Source organism: Enterobacter cloacae complex sp. HYC003_NIDB, assembly GCF_056673375.1.
Genome location: NZ_CP114220.1, coordinates 4872852 through 4896132 on the forward strand (window position 1 = coordinate 4872852; position 23281 = coordinate 4896132).

21 protein-coding genes are annotated in these 23281 nt (G+C 52.2%); all 21 read right to left on the reverse strand.

What is annotated here, in order from left to right:
• Positions 1 to 8: 8 nt before the first annotated feature.
• On the reverse strand, positions 9 to 782 hold the full coding sequence (gene pstB / locus O1722_RS23355; RefSeq protein ID WP_003861154.1) for a phosphate ABC transporter ATP-binding protein PstB: 774 nt from the start codon (positions 780 to 782) through the stop codon (positions 9 to 11).
• 47 nt (positions 783 to 829) lie between these two features.
• Positions 830 to 1720: a phosphate ABC transporter permease PstA gene (pstA, locus tag O1722_RS23360; protein ID WP_003861156.1), complete on the reverse strand. Its 891-nt coding sequence runs from the start codon at positions 1718 to 1720 to the stop codon at positions 830 to 832.
• On the reverse strand, positions 1720 to 2679 hold the full coding sequence (gene pstC, locus O1722_RS23365) for a phosphate ABC transporter permease PstC (protein WP_015570141.1): 960 nt from the start codon (positions 2677 to 2679) through the stop codon (positions 1720 to 1722). Before pstC ends, pstA begins: the two co-directional genes overlap by 1 nt.
• Before the next feature lie 127 nt (positions 2680 to 2806).
• Entirely contained in the window at positions 2807 to 3847 is a 1041-nt protein-coding gene (pstS, locus tag O1722_RS23370) for a phosphate ABC transporter substrate-binding protein PstS (protein WP_017383706.1), read from the reverse strand.
• Between the two features lie 246 nt (positions 3848 to 4093).
• Positions 4094 to 5146 (reverse strand): fimbrial protein, encoded by a 1053-nt coding sequence (locus O1722_RS23375; protein WP_033487043.1) that lies wholly within the window; start codon positions 5144 to 5146, stop codon positions 4094 to 4096.
• A gap of 9 nt (positions 5147 to 5155) precedes the next feature.
• Positions 5156 to 7633: a fimbria/pilus outer membrane usher protein gene (locus O1722_RS23380; protein ID WP_033487044.1), complete on the reverse strand. Its 2478-nt coding sequence runs from the start codon at positions 7631 to 7633 to the stop codon at positions 5156 to 5158.
• Positions 7634 to 7671: 38 nt separating this feature from the next.
• On the reverse strand, positions 7672 to 8355 hold the full coding sequence (locus O1722_RS23385; RefSeq protein WP_032672190.1) for a fimbrial chaperone: 684 nt from the start codon (positions 8353 to 8355) through the stop codon (positions 7672 to 7674).
• Between the two features lie 95 nt (positions 8356 to 8450).
• Complete coding sequence (locus tag O1722_RS23390) at positions 8451 to 8975, reverse strand: fimbrial protein (RefSeq protein ID WP_032668932.1); 525 nt, start codon at positions 8973 to 8975, stop codon at positions 8451 to 8453.
• 331 nt (positions 8976 to 9306) lie between these two features.
• Complete coding sequence (glmS, locus tag O1722_RS23395) at positions 9307 to 11136, reverse strand: glutamine--fructose-6-phosphate transaminase (isomerizing) (RefSeq protein ID WP_015570148.1); 1830 nt, start codon at positions 11134 to 11136, stop codon at positions 9307 to 9309.
• A 225-nt stretch (positions 11137 to 11361) separates the two neighbouring features.
• Entirely contained in the window at positions 11362 to 12732 is a 1371-nt protein-coding gene (glmU, locus tag O1722_RS23400) for a bifunctional UDP-N-acetylglucosamine diphosphorylase/glucosamine-1-phosphate N-acetyltransferase GlmU (protein ID WP_033487045.1), read from the reverse strand.
• Positions 12733 to 12870: 138 nt separating this feature from the next.
• Positions 12871 to 13290: a F0F1 ATP synthase subunit epsilon gene (locus O1722_RS23405; protein WP_006177560.1), complete on the reverse strand. Its 420-nt coding sequence runs from the start codon at positions 13288 to 13290 to the stop codon at positions 12871 to 12873.
• 20 nt (positions 13291 to 13310) lie between these two features.
• The gene (gene atpD / locus O1722_RS23410; protein ID WP_015570150.1) at positions 13311 to 14693 is read right to left on the reverse strand and encodes a F0F1 ATP synthase subunit beta; all 1383 of its coding nucleotides are present in this window, start codon (positions 14691 to 14693) and stop codon (positions 13311 to 13313) included.
• Between the two features lie 31 nt (positions 14694 to 14724).
• A complete protein-coding gene (gene atpG, locus O1722_RS23415; RefSeq protein WP_003862364.1) occupies positions 14725 to 15588 on the reverse strand; it encodes a F0F1 ATP synthase subunit gamma in 864 nt (287 codons plus the stop codon).
• A gap of 51 nt (positions 15589 to 15639) precedes the next feature.
• Positions 15640 to 17181 carry a F0F1 ATP synthase subunit alpha gene (atpA, locus tag O1722_RS23420; RefSeq protein ID WP_003862367.1) on the reverse strand — a complete coding sequence of 514 codons (1542 nt, stop codon included), beginning with the start codon at positions 17179 to 17181 and terminating at the stop codon, positions 15640 to 15642.
• A 12-nt stretch (positions 17182 to 17193) separates the two neighbouring features.
• Complete coding sequence (atpH, locus tag O1722_RS23425; RefSeq protein WP_015570151.1) at positions 17194 to 17727, reverse strand: F0F1 ATP synthase subunit delta; 534 nt, start codon at positions 17725 to 17727, stop codon at positions 17194 to 17196.
• A 14-nt stretch (positions 17728 to 17741) separates the two neighbouring features.
• Positions 17742 to 18212 carry a F0F1 ATP synthase subunit B gene (atpF, locus tag O1722_RS23430; protein WP_003862370.1) on the reverse strand — a complete coding sequence of 157 codons (471 nt, stop codon included), beginning with the start codon at positions 18210 to 18212 and terminating at the stop codon, positions 17742 to 17744.
• Between the two features lie 48 nt (positions 18213 to 18260).
• Entirely contained in the window at positions 18261 to 18500 is a 240-nt protein-coding gene (atpE, locus tag O1722_RS23435) for a F0F1 ATP synthase subunit C (RefSeq protein ID WP_000429386.1), read from the reverse strand.
• Positions 18501 to 18549: 49 nt separating this feature from the next.
• Positions 18550 to 19365, reverse strand: a complete 816-nt coding sequence (gene atpB, locus O1722_RS23440) for a F0F1 ATP synthase subunit A (protein WP_003862373.1) — start codon at positions 19363 to 19365, stop codon at positions 18550 to 18552.
• An 8-nt stretch (positions 19366 to 19373) separates the two neighbouring features.
• Complete coding sequence (gene atpI, locus O1722_RS23445; RefSeq protein WP_003862375.1) at positions 19374 to 19754, reverse strand: F0F1 ATP synthase subunit I; 381 nt, start codon at positions 19752 to 19754, stop codon at positions 19374 to 19376.
• A gap of 615 nt (positions 19755 to 20369) precedes the next feature.
• Positions 20370 to 20993, reverse strand: coding sequence for a 16S rRNA (guanine(527)-N(7))-methyltransferase RsmG (rsmG, locus tag O1722_RS23450; RefSeq protein ID WP_017694037.1), 624 nt, complete (start codon positions 20991 to 20993; stop codon positions 20370 to 20372).
• Positions 20994 to 21100: 107 nt separating this feature from the next.
• Entirely contained in the window at positions 21101 to 22990 is a 1890-nt protein-coding gene (mnmG, locus tag O1722_RS23455) for a tRNA uridine-5-carboxymethylaminomethyl(34) synthesis enzyme MnmG (protein ID WP_003862379.1), read from the reverse strand.
• Positions 22991 to 23281: the final 291 nt, after the last annotated feature.

Consider the following 23281-nt stretch of genomic DNA (forward strand, 5'->3'; position numbering starts at 1 on the left):
AAGGCAAATCAACCGTAGCGGCCAGTAATATAATCTTCGGTTTGTTTCTTCGCCGGACGAGTGAACAGCGCGTCCGTATCGCTGAACTCAATCAACTCGCCCAGATACATAAACGCCGTGTGGTCAGAACAACGTGCAGCCTGCTGCATGTTGTGGGTCACGATCACCACGGTGTAATCCTGCTTCAGCTCGGTGATCAGCTCTTCGATACGCCCGGTTGAGATCGGGTCCAGGGCTGAGCACGGCTCATCCAGCAGCAAGACTTCCGGGCGAATGGCGATACCGCGCGCAATGCACAGACGCTGCTGCTGACCACCGGAGAGAGAGTACCCACTCTGGTGAAGTTTATCTTTGGTTTCGTTCCATAATGCGGCCTTGGTCAATGCCCACTGCACGCGCTCGTCCATATCCGCACGGGAGAGCTTCTCAAACAGACGCACACCAAAGGCGATGTTGTCATAGATCGACATCGGGAACGGCGTGGGTTTCTGGAATACCATCCCCACTTTCGCACGCAGCAGGGCGATATCCTGGGTATTGGTCAGGATGTTGTCACCGTCCAGCAGAATTTCACCTTCTGCGCGCTGCTCCGGATAGAGCGAATACATTTTGTTAAAGGTGCGCAGCAGCGTGGATTTGCCACAGCCGGACGGACCGATGAATGCCGTTACCTGGTTCTTTGCGATATCCAGGTTGATATTCTTCAGGGCATGGAATTTGCCGTAGTAGAAGTTCAAATCACGAACCTGAATCTTACCCGGGGCAGTATCAACCATACTCATTGACTCATTTCCTCATTCGGCGCCACGGTGTGCCGCGCCGTAAAAATTTAACCGTGTTTCTTCTTCGCGAAAATGACGCGCGCCAGAATGTTCAGCAACAGTACGCAAAGGGTGATGATCAGCACCCCGGCCCAGGCCAGCTGCTGCCATTCCGCGAATGGGCTCATCGCAAATTTAAAGATCGTCACCGGCAGGTTGGCGATCGGCTGCATCATGTCCGTGCTCCAGAACTGATTGGAGAGGGCGGTAAACAGCAGCGGTGCGGTTTCACCGGCGATACGGGCGATAGCCAGCAGGATACCGGTCATGATCCCCGAGACGGACGCTTTCAGGGTGATAGCCGAAATCATCTTCCATTTAGGCGTACCCAGCGCGTAAGCCGCTTCACGCAGGCTGTCCGGCACCAGTTTCAGCATGTTTTCAGTGGTACGAATAACGATAGGCACCTGCAACAGCGCCAGCGCAATCACACCCGCCCAGCCGGAGAAGTGTTCCATTTGCGCCACCACGATGGTGTAAACAAACAGACCCACGACAATCGACGGGGCAGAAAGCAGAATGTCGTTAATGAAGCGGATGACTTCAGCGATCCAGGACTTGCGGCCATATTCCGCCAGATAGATACCCGCCATGATGCCCAACGGCGTACCGAAAACAGTCGCCCACAGGATCAACAGGCCGCTGCCCGCCAGAGCGTTTGCCAGACCACCACCCGCCGTGTTCGGCGGCGGCGTCATCTCGGTGAACAGCGCCAGGGACATTCCATCAATACCCCGGGTGATGGTGGACATCAGGATCCAGATCAGCCAGAACAGGCCGAACGCCATCGTCGCCATGGAAAGCGTCAACGCAATGCGGTTTTTAATCCGGCGCTTTGACTGCATTTTGCGACGGGATTCCGCAAGCTGAGCGGTGTTTTGCATGTCGAGAGTTGCCATTAGCGTGCCCCCTCGTTTTTAGCCAGACGCATAATCATCAGCTTGGAGATAGCCAGCACAATAAAGGTGATAACAAACAGGATCAGACCCAGTTCCATCAGCGCGGCGACGTGCAGCCCGGATTCCGCTTCGGCAAATTCGTTCGCCAGCGCAGAGGTAATACTGTTCCCCGGCATATAAAGCGAGGCGCTGTCGAGCTGGTAGGTGTTGCCGATGATAAAGGTGACCGCCATGGTTTCACCCAGCGCGCGGCCTAAGCCCAGCATAATGCCGCCAATCACCCCGTTTTTGGTGAACGGAAGAACGATGCGCCAGATAACTTCCCAGGTGGTGCAGCCGATGCCGTAGGCGGACTCTTTCATCATCACCGGGGTTTGTTCGAAGACATCGCGCATGACCGCCGCAATGTACGGAATAATCATGATGGCGAGGATCACACCTGCCGCCAGAATGCCGATACCGAATGCCGGGCCGGAGAACAGCGCCCCCACAAACGGAATGGCAGAGAGAACGTTACCGACCGGCTCCTGGAAGTACGTCGCAAACAGCGGCGCGAAGATAAACAGGCCCCACATGCCGTAAACGATACTTGGGATGGCCGCCAGCAGTTCAATGGCGATACCCAGCGGACGTCGCAGCCAGCCTGGCGCCAGTTCCGTCAGGAACAGGGCAATACCAAAGCTCACCGGAACCGCAATCAGCAGGGCGATAAAAGAGGTCACCAGCGTGCCGTAAATCGGCACCAGCGCACCGTAAATATCGTTCGGCGCATCCCACTCTTTGGTCCACAGGAAGGCGAAACCAAATTTTTGAATGCTCGGCCAGGAGGAGAAAATCAGGGACACGATAATGCCGCCCAGCAGCAATAGCACAATCAGCGCAGCCAGTTTCACCAGCGCGCTGAAAATCATGTCACCTTTTTTACCCGGAGGGTTAAATGCAGGCTTGGTTGCAGCCATAAATTACTCTTCTGTTTGAGACGTTTTTACGAATATGCCCGGCGGCGCTGACGCTTACCGGGCCTACAGAGTAACCGTAGGGCGGGTAAGCGCAGCGCCACCCGCCATCTTCGTTAAATATATCCTGTTAGTACAGCGCTTTACCGCTGCTGTCTTTCACGTTGGTTTTCCATGCAGCACGGATCTGCTCAACCACGCTGTCTGGCAGGCTGGCGTAATCCAGATCGTTAGCCTGTTTGCCGCCATTTTTATATGCCCAGTCGAAGAACTTCAGCACTTCAGCACCCTGCTCAGGCTTCTTCTGCTCTTTGTGGACCAGAATGAAGGTGGTAGACGTGATAGGCCATGCATCGTCGCCTTTCTGGTTGGTCAGGTCCTGCGCGAAGGATTTGCTCCAGTCAGCGCCTTTCGCGGCGTTGGCGAAGTTCTCTTCGGTCGGGCTAACCGGTTTGCCGTCGGCAGAAACCAGTTTGGTGTAAGCCAGGTTGTTCTGCTTAGCGTAAGCGTATTCTACGTAACCGATGGAGCCTGGCAGACGCTGTACAAAGGCTGCGATACCGTCGTTGCCTTTACCGCCCAGACCGGTTGGCCAGTTAACGGTAGAGCCGGAACCGACTTTAGATTTCCACTCTTCGTTCACTTTCGCCAGGTAGCTGGTGAACACGAAAGAGGTACCAGAGCCGTCAGCACGACGAACCACCGCGATATTCTGCGAAGGCAGCTTAACGCCCGGGTTCAGCTTAGTGATGGCTTCGTCATCCCATTTTTTGATTTTGCCCAGGTAGATGTCACCCAGGGTTTTGCCGTCCAGCACCAGCTCGCCTGATTTCAGGCCAGGGATGTTAACAGCCAGCACAACGCCGCCGATCACGGTCGGGAACTGGAACAGGCCTTCCTGATTCAGTTTCTCATCAGACAGCGGAGCGTCGGATGCGCCGAAATCAACGGTATTCGCGGTAATTTGTTTTACGCCACCGGAGGAGCCGATACCCTGATAGTTGACCTTGTTACCGGTCTCTTTCTGGTAGGTATCCGCCCATTTGGCATACACCGGCGCAGGGAAGGTTGCACCAGCGCCAGTCAGGCTTGCTGCTGCAAAGGCAGAGAAAGCGCTCATTGATAAGGTCGCGGCGACAACAGTTGCGACAGTGGTACGCATAACTTTCATAATGTCTCCTGCAAGGATTTCGTAAATCATTGTTTAAGTGGCTACGATGAGCAAAATAGGACAAACAGGTGACAGATAAATGTACGAAATATGACAGTTTTATGACAAAGCCAGCGATGGATGTAACCACATGAAAAATAAAGCCATTAATTCACAGCATGGTCATATTTTTGTCATCTTTTTTGCAATGAATCAGTTTTAGCGTAGCTGATATGACAACGGCTGTCATAAACAGCCGTTGTCATTTTAATGAGCGATTTCAATCGTCAGAGTTGCCGTTGCATTGAACTGGCCTGGTTTGGGCCTCGCTCCTGTCGCGCTGGCAGGCGCGCTTGAAAATGTCAGCGTGCCCAGCGTATCCCCCATGATGTCGGGAATTTTAGTCGTTTCCGCTTCAAGGGCACCGCCATTCGTATTCACTTCCCGATTATATTTATCGTAGACTTTAATTCCTACGTCTTCGTTGTCCGTCGCAATCATCGAATTATCAGAAGCCACGGCTGAGGCATGCAGGGTTGCGTCGAGCTTGTCGTAGAACATCATATTGGTGCATTTGATGTTCACGGTACGAGTGATTTTGCGATCGGTCAGCGCTTTCCCTTTCGTCGACGAAAACTCTGACGCCAGGATTTTATTGAAATCAAAAACAATGGCCTGCCCCTCGTCAATCTCACAAGATTGAGGAACCGTCACTGTTCCCTGAACAATCACATCAGAAATAATCTCATTCGAAACAGTACGCGGGTCGATCGTGGCATAGATATTCGCCACCAGCGTCGCCGGGATCGTCATCACCCCGGTAAAGGCTTTTTTGACGTACAAATAGACCAGCCCCGAGCCGCCACTATAAAACGAGGTGGCAGAACTCACGCCGTTATGACATTGATAGGGAGTACCGGTTTTATTCGGCAGATGATCAAAAGGCACGGCCGTATAACCGACACCGAGTATGTAAACAAGCAAGCCAATATCAACGTTTTCATTCAGGTTAAAATAGGCGACATTGTTCCTGCTTCCCGCTGGCTCCAGCGCCGGATTAACGACGCTGGTTATATAGGTGTGATCGTAACTCTGATTCGGCCCGGTCAGACAATAGCAAGTACCTTTAAACGAGGTATTGTTGTTATTCACATCAATAAGCGTTGTCGTCCCGGCTATATTGTCCGTAATGGAAAACTGCTCTGTAAAATTGAGGTAGTTATGATATTTGCCATTGTCTGGCACACAATAACCGGTTGGGGCCGCATGCGCATAAAAGACGCAGGTCAGTAAGGCTAAAAGCCAGTATTGCAGTTTCATTTTAATCCTTTATCGACACGTGACGGGCATCTGCACCAGTCCAGCGTCAGGCTGTTGTTGAAGCGTGTATTCCGCCCGACAGGTTGCGCCGTCGTTTAGCGTCAACGTAAATTGCCCCTTTTCCGGCAGGCCTGAGAGATAGAGTTCGCCCTCTTCTCCGACAATGCCCGTAACGCTTCCGGTGTCCAGCGTTGCCGATCCCGTTGCCCCAAAAGGCGCAGGTTTGCCATTGCTGAGATGAACGTTGAAAAGGATGCGGTAGCCGATATGCGTAACGAATTCCGCTTTTACTACCGCTCCACGGGTGGGAACCAGATTCTGGACGCTTTTTTCCAGTTCAACATTGCCAGAGGCAAAGTCGCTGTCGCCAATTGCGATACGATTTTCATCATAGGGTGACAGCTGCGTTTTTACGGTGTAGCCGCGCCAGTCCGTCGCGACACCGCTGCTGTTTTCCACCGCCAGGCCCGCCGCTCCTGGAGCTTTCACCAGCGCGACGGTTTCTCCCATTTCCTGTGAGAAGGTGACACCTTCTGAATGCAGTAGAATGCCGCCGCTGACGCCATAATTGAGACTTCGGGTTTCGTTGCTCCAGGCATAGTTACCTTTCATGGAGCCATAAGCCGCGTCCCATGCCAGTCCCGCATTCCCCCCCGTACTGCCGCCACTTTCATCAACGGATTGCTGTATGTTCCAGTTCAAGTTGTTGTTCTGAAGCAGCCTTCCGTTCAGGCCTACCTGATGGGAGACGCTGTTTTTATTGTTGCCAGTAACGTTATAGTTGGCGTAGGTGTTCGGTAACCACTGGGAGAGCGGAAGCGAGAGTGACAGCATGAAAACGTGTTCGTTTTCGCCATCCTTTTCCCAGTCCCCATCGTGATGATTCGCAGTATCGGTATAGTTCCATGACGCATTCCACGTCATCTGTTTCCAGCTGTTGCTGTAACCAATCTGGATCAGCCGTTCAACGTTATCCGTTCGCCAGTACTGTTCACGGCTCAGCGTCAGGTAAATATTTCCATACCCCTGCGCAAAAGGTTGTGTCCACGTTCCCTCCAGACGGCTTCTGCGGTTACCCGTTTGCCAGAACGTCTCGCTATCGCTCCTGCGGGAAGCCCACTCATCCAGGGTATAAAATCCTTCCGTTGAATAGCGATAGCCTACTATTCGCAGGCTGGTATTACTTACATCGAACGTCTTGGAATAGAGAAAACGCCAGGATTGCCCCTGCTCCGTATCATCGACAAAACGAGACGCCGCATGGGTGACATCCATCGATATCGCCCCGATCTCGCCGAGATCCTGACCAATACCAGCCGCTATGGCAGTGTAATTCTCAGCTAACTGTGTGCCGCCATACAGCGTCATTCCCCCTTGCATGCCGCGTAAAAGCTGAGCCTGCAATAAATCAGGTGAATAGCGATCGCTGTTGTTCAGTTCGCCAATGCTGATATCAAAGTCCGTCTGGCCTTCCCGTCGCAATATCGCCAGGGAAGCATAAGGCTGCGTAAAATGCTGCTCACTACCATCTTCTTCTTTGATCGTAACGTCGAGATCGCCCCCACTGCTGGTGGTGTTGAGATCGGTCAGGGCAAACGGCCCCTGAGGAACAGCAGATTGATAGATAATGTAGCCATTCTGACGAATGGTGACGACGGCATTACTTTTAGCAATGCCCCGGACGACGGGTGCGAAGCCGTTCAGACTATCCGGCAGCATGTCATTATCGGTATACAGGCGCACGCCGCGCACCTGGCTGCTATCGAATAGATCATTTGCCGTCCAGGTATCCCCCATCATTATCTGGCTTCGCAGGCTGGCAATATCACGTTGTAAATACGTACTCGCAGAATGATAACTGCCGTTGCTGTTTACCGCATTGAGGGTGCTGTAGTTGCGAAGTCGCCAGCTGCCAAGGTTAATACCGCTACGCATGTTCAGATAATACAGATCGTCACTGTCATAGTCTGATTTCAACGTCTGGGTGGTTGAAAAATCATAATTCACCATCAGGGCATTAATACCCTGATCCCAGCGTGAAGGCGGAATGGCGTCACGCGCTGAAGAATCCATATAAATCTGCGGGATAGAGACCCGTAACGCGAGCTTTTCGTCATCCAGAACCCATGTAGCTCCCGTAAGCGGGGGAACGGGCTCGCAGCGGCTGGTGTTAATCGTAGCCAGTGCTTTTATGGCATCCACTTTTATGCCAAACGTAGCCAGCGTATTTTTTAAGTCGCGGAAACAGGGCTGGAGTGCGCTCTCGTTGTTTGTTCGAAAAAAATGGATTTCACGGCGCTCAAAAAAGCGCTCGTTGATATAAATATCAACCTGATAATCCCCTTCAGGGAGATTATCGGGCCGGCTAAACTGACTGATATCAATGTCGACCGGATGTTCAAGTTCTAACAATCGTGAGTTAAAGGTTTCACCAGCAGCGTGCCCGGAATACGTGCCGCTGACCCACAGCGACACCAGGGATAACATAAAATAGATGCGCTTCAACGTTAACCATCTCGCCTGAGTCAAAGGGGGTGTTTGATGGCGTCGCTTATCGCGCCATAATCATTGATGCTATGCCAGATGAGTGTCTTACTCGCGACACCAGCGGGTAAGGGAATGTTGAGCGTCTCAAAGGGCTTAATCATCGCCAAATCCAGCGGTTTGCCGTCTACAGCAACATCAATAACGTTGATATGGATAGCCGTAGGATTATTAACCACCAGGGTATTGCCTTGTTTGCGCCAGATGACTTTTAGGCTGGCGGTTTCAGGCTTTTCAGTAATGCTGGCAGGGCGCCAGAATAACTTAATGCGTGTTTTAATCGCGATTTCCAGCTTGCTGTTCTGTTTGTCCGGCGTTGGAGGGATATTCTTAACATTCAGCCAAAAGACAGATTCCCGCTCGGTGGGTAAATCGCCTTTTGTTTTAATAATGCGCAATACGCGCTCCTGTTTTGGCTCCAGCCTTGAAACAGGAGGAATAACGGTAAACGGTGGTTTCGTTTTCTCTGTGGCTAAAAAAGGATCAATCCATGCCTGAATCAGATAGGGTAAGGAAGTATCATTATTTATTACAGAAATAGTGGTATCTGTTTTATTGCTGGGGAAAATAATCCGCGTACCACCGATAATAATCCCACCCCATGAGGGAGAGGCACACACGACTAAAAAGAGAATAATAAAAATATCGATAAAACGCCTGCGCATATCATATCCTGTGACAGGCCTGCGAGGTTTCGCTGTCCATTAGACGTAAAGAAACCTGCCTTGCCAGGCCTGATTTTATTTCGGAAAGCTAGAGGTTAATTACTGTAAGTGATAGTAAATTCAGAATCCGCATTTGCCACACCTGGCGTTACGGTTGCGGAGGTAGCCATATAGCGAGCCATGAACGGCAGTGTCGCCTTGCCATCAGCGTCGATATCTGCACTGACTGACTGGTTGTAAAGCTTCAGCAAGCTGTTGTCAGCACGGTTGTAGATGGCAACGGCAACCCCTGTAGCTCCACCAGCGTTCAGTTTAAGGTAACCGTCTCCATCTTCTGTACCATCAAAGCGAGCGGTGGCTTTTTTATATGTATCAGGGCAATTTTCAAGATCGATCTGGAAAGCCTGTACGGAAGCCGTCGAGCCTGCACCAGAAAAGGCGGATTTATTGACTTTACCAAGGTCAACGGTTTGAGTTTGTGTTGGCGCAGTAACCTCACAGGTGCTGTCAATAATTTCGCCTGTAAAGTGTACAGTACCATTGCCGTTCCCCGCGTGCGCCTGCCAACCTAAAATCAAAGATGAGCAAACTAATGCGCTTTTAAAAAGTTTTCCATTCATTATGACATTATCCTGAAGTTATGAATAATCATGTTTCATTATTAAAACAAATATTGCCGAACCATCCCGGCCAGGAAATAGTAAACTGAAAAATGAAAATAACAAGGAGAAATAATATTGTATTAATTATTACTGATGGAATAAGAGAATAAATATAAGCGTTTTATTACTTAATATAATTTTATATCACACAGAAAAGTCGACACACTGTAATTAGTTTTTATTTAATAAGAAGTGGGAAACTTTATTTTTCAGAAAATATTTATGTTTTGATATAAAAATAACCCCGTAATCATAAATTAACGGGGTTATTCCTAAGTGATATATAATATTATTCTACGGTAACAGACTTCGCCAGATTTCGCGGCTGATCAACGTCGGTGCCTTTGATCAGCGCGACGTGATAAGCCAGCAGTTGCAGCGGAACGGTATAGAAGATCGGCGCAATCACCTCTTCCACATGCGGCATCTCGATGATGTGCATGTTGTCGCTGCTGGCGAAACCGGCATCTTTATCCGCAAAGACGTACAGAACACCACCACGGGCGCGCACTTCTTCGATGTTAGATTTCAGTTTTTCCAGCAGTTCGTTGTTCGGTGCCACCACGATAACCGGCATATCCGCGTCGATCAGCGCCAGCGGGCCATGTTTCAGTTCACCTGCCGCGTAAGCTTCAGCGTGAATGTAAGAGATCTCTTTCAGCTTCAGTGCGCCTTCCAGCGCAATCGGATACTGATCGCCACGCCCCAGGAACAGGGAGTGATGTTTGTCAGAGAAATCTTCCGCCAGCGCCTCAATGCGTTTGTCCTGAGACAGCATCTGCTCGATACGGCTCGGCAGCGCCTGAAGGCCATGCACAATGTCGTGTTCAACGGAGGCATCCAGACCTTTCAGACGCGCCAGTTTCGCCACCAGCATCAGCAGAACGGTTAACTGGGTGGTAAACGCCTTGGTGGAAGCCACGCCAATTTCAGTACCGGCTTTGGTCATCAGCGCCAGATCGGATTCACGTACCAGCGAAGAGCCCGGCACGTTACAGATGGCCAGCGAGCCCAGGTAACCCAACTCTTTAGACAGACGCAGCGCCGCCAGGGTATCAGCCGTTTCGCCAGACTGAGAAAGGGTGATCATCAGGCTGTTACGACGCACCGCAGATTTGCGGTAGCGGAACTCAGACGCGATTTCCACATCACACGGCACGCCCGCCAGGGATTCAAACCAGTAGCGCGAGACCATACCGGAGTTATAAGAGGTACCGCAGGCCACGATCTGAATGTGCTCGACTTTGCCCAGCAGTTCGTTGGCATTGGCGCCCAGCTCACTCAGATCCACTTCGCCGTGGCTGATGCGCCCGGTCAGGGTGTTTTTAATGGCGTTTGGCTGTTCGTAGATCTCTTTCTGCATGTAGTGACGGTAAGCACCTTTGTCGCCCGCGTCGTATTGCAGGTTTGATTCGATCTCCTGACGCTTAACCTGCTCGCCTTTCGTGTCGAATACGGTCACACTGCGACGTGTCACCTCGGCAATGTCTCCCTCTTCCAGGAAGATAAAGCGACGGGTAACTGGCAGCAGCGCCAGCTGGTCGGAAGCGATAAAGTTTTCACCCATGCCCAGACCAATCACCATCGGACTACCGGAACGCGCGGCCAGCAGCGTGGACGGGTCGCGGGAATCCATGATCACCGTACCGTAAGCACCACGCAGCTGAGGGATAGCGCGCAGCACCGCATCACGCAGTGTACCGCCCTTTGCCAGCTCCCAGTGCACCAGGTGAGCAATCACTTCGGTGTCGGTTTCAGAGACGAAGGTATAGCCGCGCGCTTTCAGTTCTTCACGCAGCGGTTCGTGGTTTTCGATAATGCCGTTATGCACCACCACAATGTGTTCAGACACATGCGGGTGTGCGTTGCCTTCAGATGGCTCACCGTGGGTCGCCCAGCGGGTATGTGCAATACCGGTGCCACCGTGCAGCGGATGTTCTTCCGCAGCCTGGGCCAGCATCTGCACTTTACCGAGACGACGCAAACGGGTCATATGACCTTCTGCATCGACCACAGCCAGACCGGCTGAGTCGTAACCACGGTATTCCAGACGACGTAAACCTTCGAGAAGGATTTCAGCAATATCACGCTGCGCAACTGCGCCAACAATTCCACACATAGTTAGATTTCCTGATTATGGCGTTATGCCATGCGTTGTCGCTGACCTGTATTTGCCCTTTCCGGGCGCCCCGAGCCTTGTAGAGAGTGGGGTTATTTTTATGGGTACTGCTTGTGGGGGGAGATATATATTTATCTCCTCTCCCGGGTTTGCCTGATGTCGGCTACGCCTTATCAGGCCTACTCAATCGTAGGGCGGGTAAGCATAGCGCCACCCGCCTTGTTGTTACTTCTGCTTCACCGGGCGTTTCCAGCCCTGCTTGCTGACCTGCGGCACACGGCTTAACACCAGCTCGTTCTCGGCCACATCGCGCGTAACGGTTGTCCCGGCGGCAATGGTCACGCCTTTGCCCACGGTGACAGGCGCCACCAGCTGGGTATCGGAGCCTACAAACACATCATCACCGATGATGGTTTTAAACTTATTGGCACCGTCATAGTTACAGGTGATGGTTCCAGCACCGATGTTTACGTTGTCGCCAATTTCCGCATCGCCCAGATAGGTCAGATGACCGGCTTTCGAGCCCTTACCCAGACGCGCTTTTTTCATTTCCACAAAGTTACCTACGTGAGCGCCTTCCAGCAGCTCAGCGCCCGGGCGCAGACGCGCAAACGGGCCGATGGTACATGCCGCCTCAAGATGGGCATCTTCCACCACGCTGTACGGGCTGATTTCGCAGTCGTCACCGATCACGCTGTTTTTAATCACGCAGCCAGTGCCGATTTTGACGCGGTTGCCCAGCGTGACGTTACCTTCCAGGATAACGTTAGTATCTATTTCAACGTCGCGCCCGTGGGTCAGCGTGCCACGCAGATCGAAACGCGCCGGATCGCGCAGCATAACGCCCGCGAGCAACAGCTTTTCTGCCTGCTCGGACTGGTAAATACGCTCCAGGCGAGAAAGCTGGAGACGGTTGTTTACCCCGTCCGTTTCGCTGATGCGAGCCGGGTGAACGGCGGCAATCTCACGCCCTTCCTGGTACGCCATCGCAATGATGTCGGTGATGTAGTATTCACCCTGCGCGTTGTTATTGTTGAGTCTGGACAGCCAGCGCTTCATATCCACACCGTTCGCAATCAGGATGCCGGTGTTGATCTCCTGAATCTGGCGCTGTTCGTCAGTGGCATCTTTATGCTCAACAATCCCGGTTACCTTGCCGTTTTCACGCGTAATGCGGCCATAGCCGGTTGGATCGTCCAGCACGACGGTCAACAAACCGATGCCGCCCTGCGGTTTGGCTTCACGCAGGCGAGTGAGGGTTTCAACGGAGATCAGCGGGACGTCGCCGTAGAGCATCAGGATATCTTCATCATCAGCGAAGAAGGGTGCAGCCTGCTGCATCGCATGGCCTGTACCCAACTGTTCTGCCTGTAGCACCCAGTTGAGATTGTCGTCATGCAGCGTTTTTTTCAGCAGATCGCCGCCATGTCCATAAACCAGATGCACCTGGCTGGCGCCTAATTCATTCGCTGCATCAATAACATGCTGAACCATTGGCTTTCCTGCCAGCGTGTGGAGCACCTTAGGCAGATCGGAATACATGCGGGTACCTTTGCCTGCGGCAAGGATCACCACGCTCATCGCACTGTTTAACATACGCATCCTGACGGTAGTTTGTGTGAGAAGTAAAAACGTTTGATGCTTAAAATTCTACATCTTTTTCATCATGAATTAAGGCCGAAAAAAAAAGCCAGCCTGGGATCCAGACTGGCTTTTGTGCTTTTCAAGCCGGTGTTACATCGCTTTTTTGGTCAACTCGATAACGCGCAGTTTCGCGATCGCTTTGGCCAGCTCCGCAGACGCCTGAGCGTAATCCACGTCACCATGAGAGCTGCTAATGTGCTCTTCAGCCTTACGCTTCGATTCCAGGGCTCGCGCTTCGTCGAGATCCTGGCCACGAATAGCGGTATCGGCCAGAACGGTCACACTGCCTGGCTGCACTTCAAGAATGCCGCCGGACAGATAGATAAACTCTTCATGACCGAACTGTTTAACGATGCGGATCATACCAGGCTTAATGGCGGTGAGCAGCGGTGCGTGACCCGGGAAAATACCCAGTTCACCTTCACTACCCGTTACCTGGATTTTCTCGACCAGACCAGAGAACATTTGTTGCTCTGCGCTGACGACGTCCAGGTGGTAAGTCATTGCCATATCACCCTCCGATTAAGGCGTTAAAGTTTTTTGGCTTTTTCCACGGCTTCTTCGATGGAACCAACCATGTAGAACGCCTGCTCTGGCAGGTGATCGTATTCGCCTTCCATGATGCCTTTAAAGCCACGGATGGTGTCTTTCAGGGAAACGTATTTACCCGGAGCACCGGTGAATACTTCCGCAACGAAGAACGGCTGGGAGAGGAAGCGCTGGATCTTACGCGCACGTGCTACCACCAGTTTGTCTTCTTCAGACAGTTCATCCATACCCAGGATGGCGATGATGTCTTTCAGTTCCTGATAACGTTGCAGCAGGGACTGTACGCCACGCGCGGTGTCGTAGTGCTCCTGGCCAACAACCAGTGGATCCAGCTGACGGCTGGTGGAGTCCAGCGGGTCAACGGCCGGGTAGATACCCAGAGACGCGATCTGACGGCTCAGTACCACGGTTGCATCTAAGTGAGCAAAGGTGGTGGCTGGGGATGGGTCAGTCAAGTCATCCGCAGGTACGTATACCGCCTGAACGGAGGTGATAGAACCGGTTTTGGTAGAGGTGATACGTTCCTGAAGAACACCCATCTCTTCCGCAAGCGTAGGCTGATAACCTACCGCTGAAGGCATACGACCCAGCAGTGCAGATACTTCAGTACCGGCCAGGGTATAACGGTAGATGTTATCAACGAACAGCAGAACGTCACGACCTTCGTCACGGAACTTCTCAGCCATGGTCAGGCCGGTCAGCGCAACGCGCAGACGGTTTCCTGGTGGCTCGTTCATCTGGCCGTAAACCAGGGATACTTTATCCAGAACGTTGGAGTCGGTCATTTCGTGGTAGAAGTCGTTACCCTCACGAGTACGTTCACCCACGCCCGCAAACACGGAGTAACCGGAGTGCTCGATCGCGATGTTACGGATCAGCTCCATCATGTTTACGGTTTTACCTACACCCGCACCACCGAACAGACCGACTTTACCGCCCTTCGCGAACGGACACATCAGGTCGATAACTTTGATGCCGGTTTCCAGCAGTTCCTGAGAGCTGGACAGCTCTTCGTAGGAAGGTGCTGCGCGGTGGATAGCCCAACGCTCTTCTTCACCGATGTCGCCTTTCATGTCGATTGGCTGACCCAATACGTTCATGATACGACCCAGTGTTGCTTTACCTACCGGGACTTCGATCGGGTGCTCAAGGTCTTTTACTTCCAGACCACGACGCAGACCGTCGGAAGAACCCATGGCGATGGTACGCACGATACCGCCGCCGAGCTGCTGCTGAACTTCCAGCACCAGGCTCTCGTTACCATTCTGTACCTCAAGCGCGTCGTACACGCGTGGTACGGCGTCCTGAGGGAACTCGACGTCCACCACGGCGCCGATTACCTGGACAATCTTTCCAGTAGCCATCTTGAATCCTCTACGTAATTCGTAAACCTGGTTAAACCGCGGCGGCCCCCGAGACGATCTCGGTGAGTTCCTGAGTAATGCTGGCCTGACGAGCTTTGTTGTAAACCAACTGCAGCTCTTTAATCAGGCTGCCGCCATTATCGGTCGCGGCTTTCATCGCCACCATTCGTGCGGCCTGCTCGCTGGCCAGGTTTTCTACAACGCCCTGATAAACCTGAGATTCAACGTAACGACGCAGCAGGGTATCCAGCAGCGGTTTCGGATCGGGTTCATACAGGTAATCCCAGGCTTTCTGTTTCAGCTCGTCATCTTCTGATGCCGGTAACGGCAGCATCTGAGTGAGCGTAGGCACCTGAGACATGGTGTTAATAAATTTGTTGCTGACAACGTACAGTCTGTCCAGACGGCCTTCATCGTAGGCCTGCAACATCACTTTAACCGGGCCGATCAGTTCGGACAGGGACGGGTTATCACCCATACCGGTCACCTGAGCGACAATGTTGCCGCCAACGGAGTTAAAGAAAGAGACGCCTTTAGAGCCAATCAGTGCCAGATCGCACTGAACGCCTTTATCGGACCAGCCTTTCATATCCGCCAGCAGTTTTTTGAACAGGTTAATGTTCAAGCCGCCACACAGACCACGGTCAGTCGACACCACCAGGTAGCCCACGCGCTTAACGTCGCGTTCTTCCAGGTAAGGGTGCTTATATTCCAGATTACCGTTCGCAAGGTGACCAATCACTTTGCGCATGGTCTCTGCATAAGGACGGCTGGCCGCCATGCGATCCTGCGATTTACGCATTTTGGAAGCGGCGACCATCTCCATCGCTTTAGTGATCTTTTGCGTGTTCTGGACGCTTGCGATCTTACTACGTATCTCTTTTGCGCCGGCCATGAGCTTCTCCTCAATGCCAGACGGCTTGTCCTGAGACAAGCCGCCGGACGATTACCAGGATTGGGTTGCTTTGAAGGAATCGAGGATAGCTTTCAGCTTGCCTTCGATTTCGTCGTTATAGCCACCGGTCTGGTTGATCTCTTGCATCAGCGGAGCGTGATCACGGTCGACGTAAGCCAGCAGAGCGGCTTCGAAGCTACCGATTTTCGCCAGTTCCACATCTTCGAGGTAACCGCGTTCAGCCGCGAACAGTACCAGGCCCTGCTGAGCAACAGACATTGGCGCGTACTGTTTCTGCTTCAGCAGCTCGGTCACTTTCTGACCGTGGCTCAGCTGTTTACGGGTTGCTTCGTCCAGATCGGATGCGAACTGAGAGAACGCAGCCAGTTCACGATACTGTGCCAGCGCGGTACGGATACCACCGGACAGTTTCTTGATGATCTTGGTCTGAGCAGCACCACCCACACGGGATACGGAGATACCCGGGTTAACCGCCGGACGAATACCGGAGTTAAACAGGTTGGTTTCCAGGAAGATCTGACCATCGGTAATAGAGATTACGTTGGTCGGAACGAACGCAGAAACGTCACCCGCCTGGGTTTCAATGATCGGCAGAGCGGTCAGAGAACCTGTTTTACCCTTCACTTCACCTTTGGTGAAGTTCTCGACGTATTCCGCGTTAACGCGGGAAGCACGCTCCAGCAGACGAGAGTGGAGGTAAAATACGTCGCCCGGGAATGCTTCACGTCCTGGTGGACGACGGAGCAGCAGGGAAACCTGACGATAAGCAACGGCCTGTTTAGACAGGTCATCGTATACGATTAGCGCATCTTCACCGCGGTCACGGAAGTATTCGCCCATTGCGCAACCGGCGTATGGCGCCAGGTATTGCAGTGCAGCAGATTCAGACGCGGTTGCTACCACAACGATGGTGTTAGACAGTGCGCCGTGCTCTTCCAGTTTACGAACCACGTTGGAAATGGTGGACGCTTTCTGGCCGATAGCCACGTATACACATTTGATGCCGGAATCACGCTGGTTGATGATGGCGTCGATTGCCATCGCGGTTTTACCGGTCTGACGGTCACCGATGATCAGTTCACGCTGACCACGACCGATTGGGATCATGGCGTCAACGGACTTATAACCCGTCTGCACTGGCTGATCAACGGACTGACGGTCGATAACGCCTGGTGCGATAACTTCGATTGGGGAGAAGCCATCGTGCTCAACCGGACCTTTACCGTCGATTGGCGCACCCAGGGTGTTAACAACGCGACCCAGCAGGCCACGGCCAACCGGTACTTCCAGAATACGGCCAGTACACTTAACCTTCATGCCTTCGGCAAGGTCAGCGTATGGACCCATCACAACGGCACCTACGGAGTCGCGCTCCAGGTTCAGTGCGATAGCGTAACGGTTACCCGGCAGGGAAATCATCTCACCCTGCATACAATCGGCCAGGCCGTGGATGCGGATAACACCGTCACTTACAGAAACAATAGTACCTTCGTTGTGAGCTTCACTCACAACATTGAACTGAGCAATGCGCTGCTTGATCAGTTCGCTGATTTCGGTGGAATTCAGTTGCATGCTCCAGTCCCCTTAAGACTGCAAGACGTCTGCAAGGCGCTCAAGACGGCCGCGTACGCTGCCATCAATGACCATATCACCCGAGCGGATGATTACGCCTGCCATTACAGACTTATCGATTTTGCAATTCAGCTTAACTTTGCGTGACAGACGTTTTTCCATCGCGGCGGTGATTTTCGCAAGCTGTTCGTTACTCAGTTCAGTCGCAGAAGTTACTTCAACTTCAGCGGTAGCTTCACTAAGGGCACGTAAGTGCTCAAACTGCTCGAGAACATCCGGGAGCACACGGAGACGACCATTTTCCGCCATCACCTTAATCAGGTTCTGGCCGTTGGCATCCAGTTGCTCTCCGCACACGGCGATAAACGACGCGGCGAGGGTTTCAGGCGCTAACGCACCAGAAAGCAACTCGGCCATTTGTTCGTTTTTCGTCACCTCAGCGGCAAACGCCAGCATATTCTGCCAGCGATCGACATTTTGGTGTTCGACAGCAAAGTCAAAAGCTGCTTTGGCGTAGGGGCGAGCTACCGTAACAAATTCAGACATCAGCCCCTCCCTCCTTACAGTTCAGCGACAAGTTTGTCCACGATGTCGCTGTTAGCAGCTTCATCCACGGAACGTTCGATGATCTTCTCGGCGCCAGCAACAGCCAGAATCGCAACCTGCTTACGCAGTTCTTCACGAGCACGTTTACGCTCAGCTTCAATTTCAGCCTGAGCCTGTGTCACGATCTTAGTACGTTCCTGTTCTGCTTCAGCTTTGGCTTCGTCCAGGATCTGAGAACGGCGTTTGTTAGCCTGTTCAATGATTACCTGAGCTTCAGCTTTCGCTTTTTTCAGCTGGTCTGTCGCGTTGGCCTGTGCAAGGTCCAAATCTTTCTTAGCGCGTTCTGCGGAAGCCAGACCGTCAGCAATTTCTTTCTGACGTTTTTCGATGGCAGCCATTAAAGGCGGCCATACATACTTCATGCAGAACCAGACAAAGAGAATAAACGCGATGGCCTGGCCGAGGATTGTTGCGTTCATGTTCACAGCACAATACCTCTTAAATTTCTGTGGCTTGGGGTTTTAAAACAACTACTACGCGACAGCAAACATCACGTACAGACCCAGACCTACAGCGATCATTGGGATTGCATCCACCAGACCCATAACGATAAAGAACTGAGTACGCAGCAGAGGAATCAGATCAGGTTGACGCGCTGCGCCTTCCAGGAATTTGCCCCCGAGGATGCCGATACCGATCGCAGCACCGATAGCCGCCAGACCCATCATCACAGCGGCAGCCATGTACAGCAGATCCATATTCAGGTTTTCCATGACAGTCTCCAGTTTGTTTCAATTAAAACGTAGTAGTGTTGGTAAAAAATCAGTGCTCTTCAGACGCCATCGACAGATAGACGATCGTCAGAACCATGAAGATAAAGGCTTGCAGCGTAATGATCAGGATGTGGAAAATGGCCCATGGCACATTCAGAATCCACTGTGACCACCACGGCAGAAGACCCGCGATCAGAATGAAAATCAGCTCACCCGCATACATGTTGCCGAACAGTCGCAGACCCAGTGAAACAGGTTTGGACAGCAGGCTAACGCCTTCCAGGATCAGGTTGACCGGAATAAACGCCCAGTGGTTGAACGGCTGCAAGGTAAGCTCTTTCACAAAGCCGCTTACGCCTTTCATTTTGATGCTGTAGAACAGAATGAGGATAAATACACCCAGCGCCATCGACAGGGTGATGTTCACGTCGGCAGACGGAACCACGCGCAGTGCAGGCAGGCCGAGTACGTGCTCACCGATCCAAGGTAAGAAATCGATAGGCAGGAGGTCCATCAGGTTCATCAGGAAGACCCAAACGAACACGGTCAGGGCCAGCGGAGCAATCAGTTTGCTCTTACCATGGTACATATCTTTCACGCTGCCATGGACGAAGCCGATGATCATCTCGATGAACGTCTGGAATTTCCCTGGAACACCGCTGGTCGCCTTTTTAGCAACGCTGCGGAACATGGCCAGGAACAGAAGACCCAAAACCACCGAGAAGAACATGGAGTCGATGTTGATCGTCCAGAAGGTGGCCGGGGGGTTATGTGGATCCACCAGCGAGAATGTACGCAGGTCCAGCTGAAGGTTATTCAGATGGTGACCTATGTAATCCTGCGGCGTCATATTTTCTGAAGCCATGATGCCTTTTACCCTTTGTTATTGATTACAGCTGGAGCCAGAACTTGTACCACCAGCACCAAAACCCACGTTGCTATCAGCGGCATGAATACCACTTTCAAAACCGCCAGCGCCATCACCAGTAGAGCAAAGGTCAGCAACACCTTACACACTTCGCCGAGAGCGAAGGACCAGGCCACGCGGCCTTTGGCGGGTGTATGCGCCTGATGACGCCAGGCAAAAATCATAAACAACACGTTTGGCAGAACCACTGCCAAACCTCCGCACGCGGCGGAGATGCCCCAGAAGGGGTCTTTGAGGCTAAACAGCAGTCCACTTGCTATCACAGCCAGAAACTGAATGAACAGAAGCTTACGAGCAACGTTTCTACTCAAGAGCGACACAGACATCACGTTTTTACTCCTGCTCCCTTCGAGGTATGCCGCGTGTCGTATAAAACGTCCTTTAAGGCTCAGAGTCAAGCATCAAAAAGCGGTCAAATTATACGGTGCGTACCCGTGATTTCAAACATTAAGTAGCGAAAAGGTGAATAAATGTTTAAATATTTTTCCCCAGTCCTATTTTTCAACTTTTGACCTAAGTGCCGACTTTCAGGCAAAACTGCAAACAGCGCGGAAACGTTGGTGATAAAGCGTGCACGAGATCACAAAATACACATTTGCGATAAAGTGGTATTTATCAAAGACGTAAAACGATTTATTTCATCTGTATGAAATTAAAGCAAAAAAATCGCAACTATTTTTAAAACAGAGCCGTATACAACAAAAACCTTTTATTGACATTCTTAATAAATATTTAACATTCCATTCTTGTTGCCTTTACCCACTTTTAGCAGGCTGATATTTTCATGGTTGATTATCCTCAGAGTGAACAACTCACTTCAGGTTAACCATAAGAAAACCCATGGTAACAACAAGGTTAAATTAACAACGGCCAAAACAGACGGGATGTGCTGCTTTTTAACACGATCAGAACAGCACAAATTCCACATTTTTTATTAATTTTTAAAAAGTGTTTGGCTTAATTATCACCAGATGACGCTCACCTTCGAGCTGAGGGATCTGAAGTTTCTCAATGGATTCGACAGCAAAACCGTCCGGAAGCTGCTCGATTTCGTCCCCCGGAAGTTGCCCTTTCAGCGCATAAAAACGCCCCTTCTCCGCCGGCAGGTGTTTGCACCAGCTCACCATGTCATTGAGTGACGCAAATGCGCGGCTGATAACGCCGTCAAACGGTGGCTCAGCCGGGAACTCCTCTACCCTGCTCTGCACGGGCGTGATGTTTTCCAGCTTCAGCTCATGCTGGACCTGGCGTAAAAAGCGTACGCGCTTACCCAGGCTGTCCAGCAGCGTGAATTGACTCTCCGGTCGAACAATAGACAACGGAACGCCCGGCAAGCCCGGGCCGGTGCCCACGTCGATAAAACGTTCCCCGTTCAGATATGGCGCCACGACGATGCTATCGAGAATATGACGAATCAGCATCTCGTTGGGATCGCGTACGGAGGTGAGGTTGTACGCTTTATTCCATTTGTTCAGCATATCGACATAGGCCACCAGCTGATTTTTCTGGTGATCGGTGAGCGAAATACCTGCCTGTTCCAGCAGACGAGAGAGTTTATTGAGCACGGTGGATACCTGTTGAGAAACTTAAGTGGCGGGTGGCGCTTCGCTAACCCGCCCTACGGGTTCAGTAGGCCCGGTAAGCGCAGCGCCACCGGGCAATTTTCAGAGCATTACGCGCTGCGGCGCAGCATACCCTGCTTTTTCAGCCACACCAGCAGAATCGAAATCGCGGCAGGTGTGACGCCGGAGATACGTGAGGCCTGGCCAATCGACACAGGTTTGTGATCGTTCAGCTTAGCGATCACTTCGTTGGAAAGGCCCGTCACCTGACGATAGTCCAGCATTTCCGGCAGCAGCGTGTTTTCGTTGCGCTGCTGTTTTTCGATCTCATCCTGCTGACGCGCGATGTAGCCTTCGTATTTCACCTGGATCTCGACCTGTTCAGCCGCTTCCGCGTCTTCAAGGCCCGGCGCGAACGCGGTCAGTTTGACCAGATTCTCGTAAGTGACTTCAGGACGACGCAGCAGATCTTCCCCGCTGGCTTCGCGCGACAGCGGTGCTGTTAAGTGAGCGTTTACTTCGGCAGCGGTTTCCGCCTGCGGATTCACCCAGGTGGTTTTCAGGCGCTGACGTTCCTGTTCGATACGCTCCAGCTTCTCGTTGAAGCGCGCCCAGCGTTCGTCATCCACCAGACCCAATTCACGGCCCACCTCAGTCAGACGCAGATCGGCATTGTCTTCGCGCAGCATCAGGCGATATTCCGCACGAGAAGTAAACATGCGGTACGGTTCTTTGGTCCCCAGCGTGCAGAGATCGTCGACCAGAACGCCCAGGTAAGCCTGAGAACGCGCCGGTGCCCAGCCCTCTTTCTCGGCAGAGAAGCGAGCGGCGTTCAGACCGGCCAGCAACCCTTGTGCGGCAGCTTCTTCGTACCCGGTGGTACCGTTAATCTGGCCTGCGAAGAACAGACCCTGGATGAATTTGCTTTCCAGCGTCGGCTTCAGGTCGCGCGGATCGAAGAAATCGTACTCAATAGCGTAGCCAGGACGAACGATCTTCGCGTTTTCCATGCCCTGCATTGAACGCACAATCTGCATCTGCACGTCGAACGGCAGGCTGGTGGAGATGCCGTTTGGATAAATTTCGTTAGAGGTCAGCCCTTCAGGTTCGAGGAAGATCTGGTGCTGGTTACGATCGGCAAATCGCATCACCTTGTCTTCGATCGACGGGCAATAACGTGGGCCGATCCCTTCGATCACACCGGCGTACATTGGGCTGCGATCGAGGTTATTGCGGATCACGTCATGGGTTTTTTCATTGGTGTGCGTGATGTAGCACGGCACCTGCTGCGGATGTTGCGCCGCATTGCCCATGAACGAGAACACCGGCATCGGGTTATCGCCGTGCTGCTGTGCCAGCACGCTGAAATCAATGGTGCGCGCATCAATACGCGGCGGCGTACCGGTTTTCAGGCGGCTTACGCGCAGCGGCAGTTCACGCAGACGACGAGATAACGGAATCGACGGCGGATCGCCAGCACGGCCACCGCTGTAGTTGTCCAGACCAATATGGATTTTACCGTCCAGGAATGTCCCGACCGTCAGCACCACCGCTTTTGCGCGGAACTTAAGACCCATCTGGGTCACGGCGCCAACAACACGATCGTTCTCCACGATAAGATCTTCTACCGCCTGCTGGAAGATCATCAGGTTCGGTTGGTTTTCCAGCGCGGTGCGCACAGCCTGACGGTAAAGCACGCGGTCTGCCTGTGCACGGGTGGCGCGAACAGCCGGACCTTTACTCGCGTTTAGTATCCTAAACTGAATGCCCGCATGATCGATCGCTTTCGCCATCAGGCCGCCAAGTGCATCCACTTCTTTTACCAGGTGTCCTTTCCCAATGCCGCCAATCGCCGGATTACAGGACATTTGTCCCAGCGTGTCGATATTGTGTGTCAAAAGCAGGGTCTGCTGACCCATTCGCGCTGCGGCCATTGCGGCCTCAGTGCCTGCGTGACCCCCGCCAATGATGATGACGTCAAAAGGATCCTGATAAAACATGGTGGTCTGCCTCGCGTAAAGCGGTATGAAAATGGATTGAAGCCCGGGCCGTGGATTCTACTCAACTTTAGTCTTTCGAGAAAGCATTGGGATCCTGGGCTATTAAAAAGAAGATCTTTTTATTTAGAGATCTGTTCTATTGTGATCTCTTATTAGGATCGCAGACCTCTGTGGATAAGTCCGATCCCATAAATAAGATCATGCAGTTAGGAAGGATCGTTTGCTGTGAATGATCGGTGATCCTGGACCGTATAAGCTGGGATCAGATCGCCACTTTATACACAGGTCAAA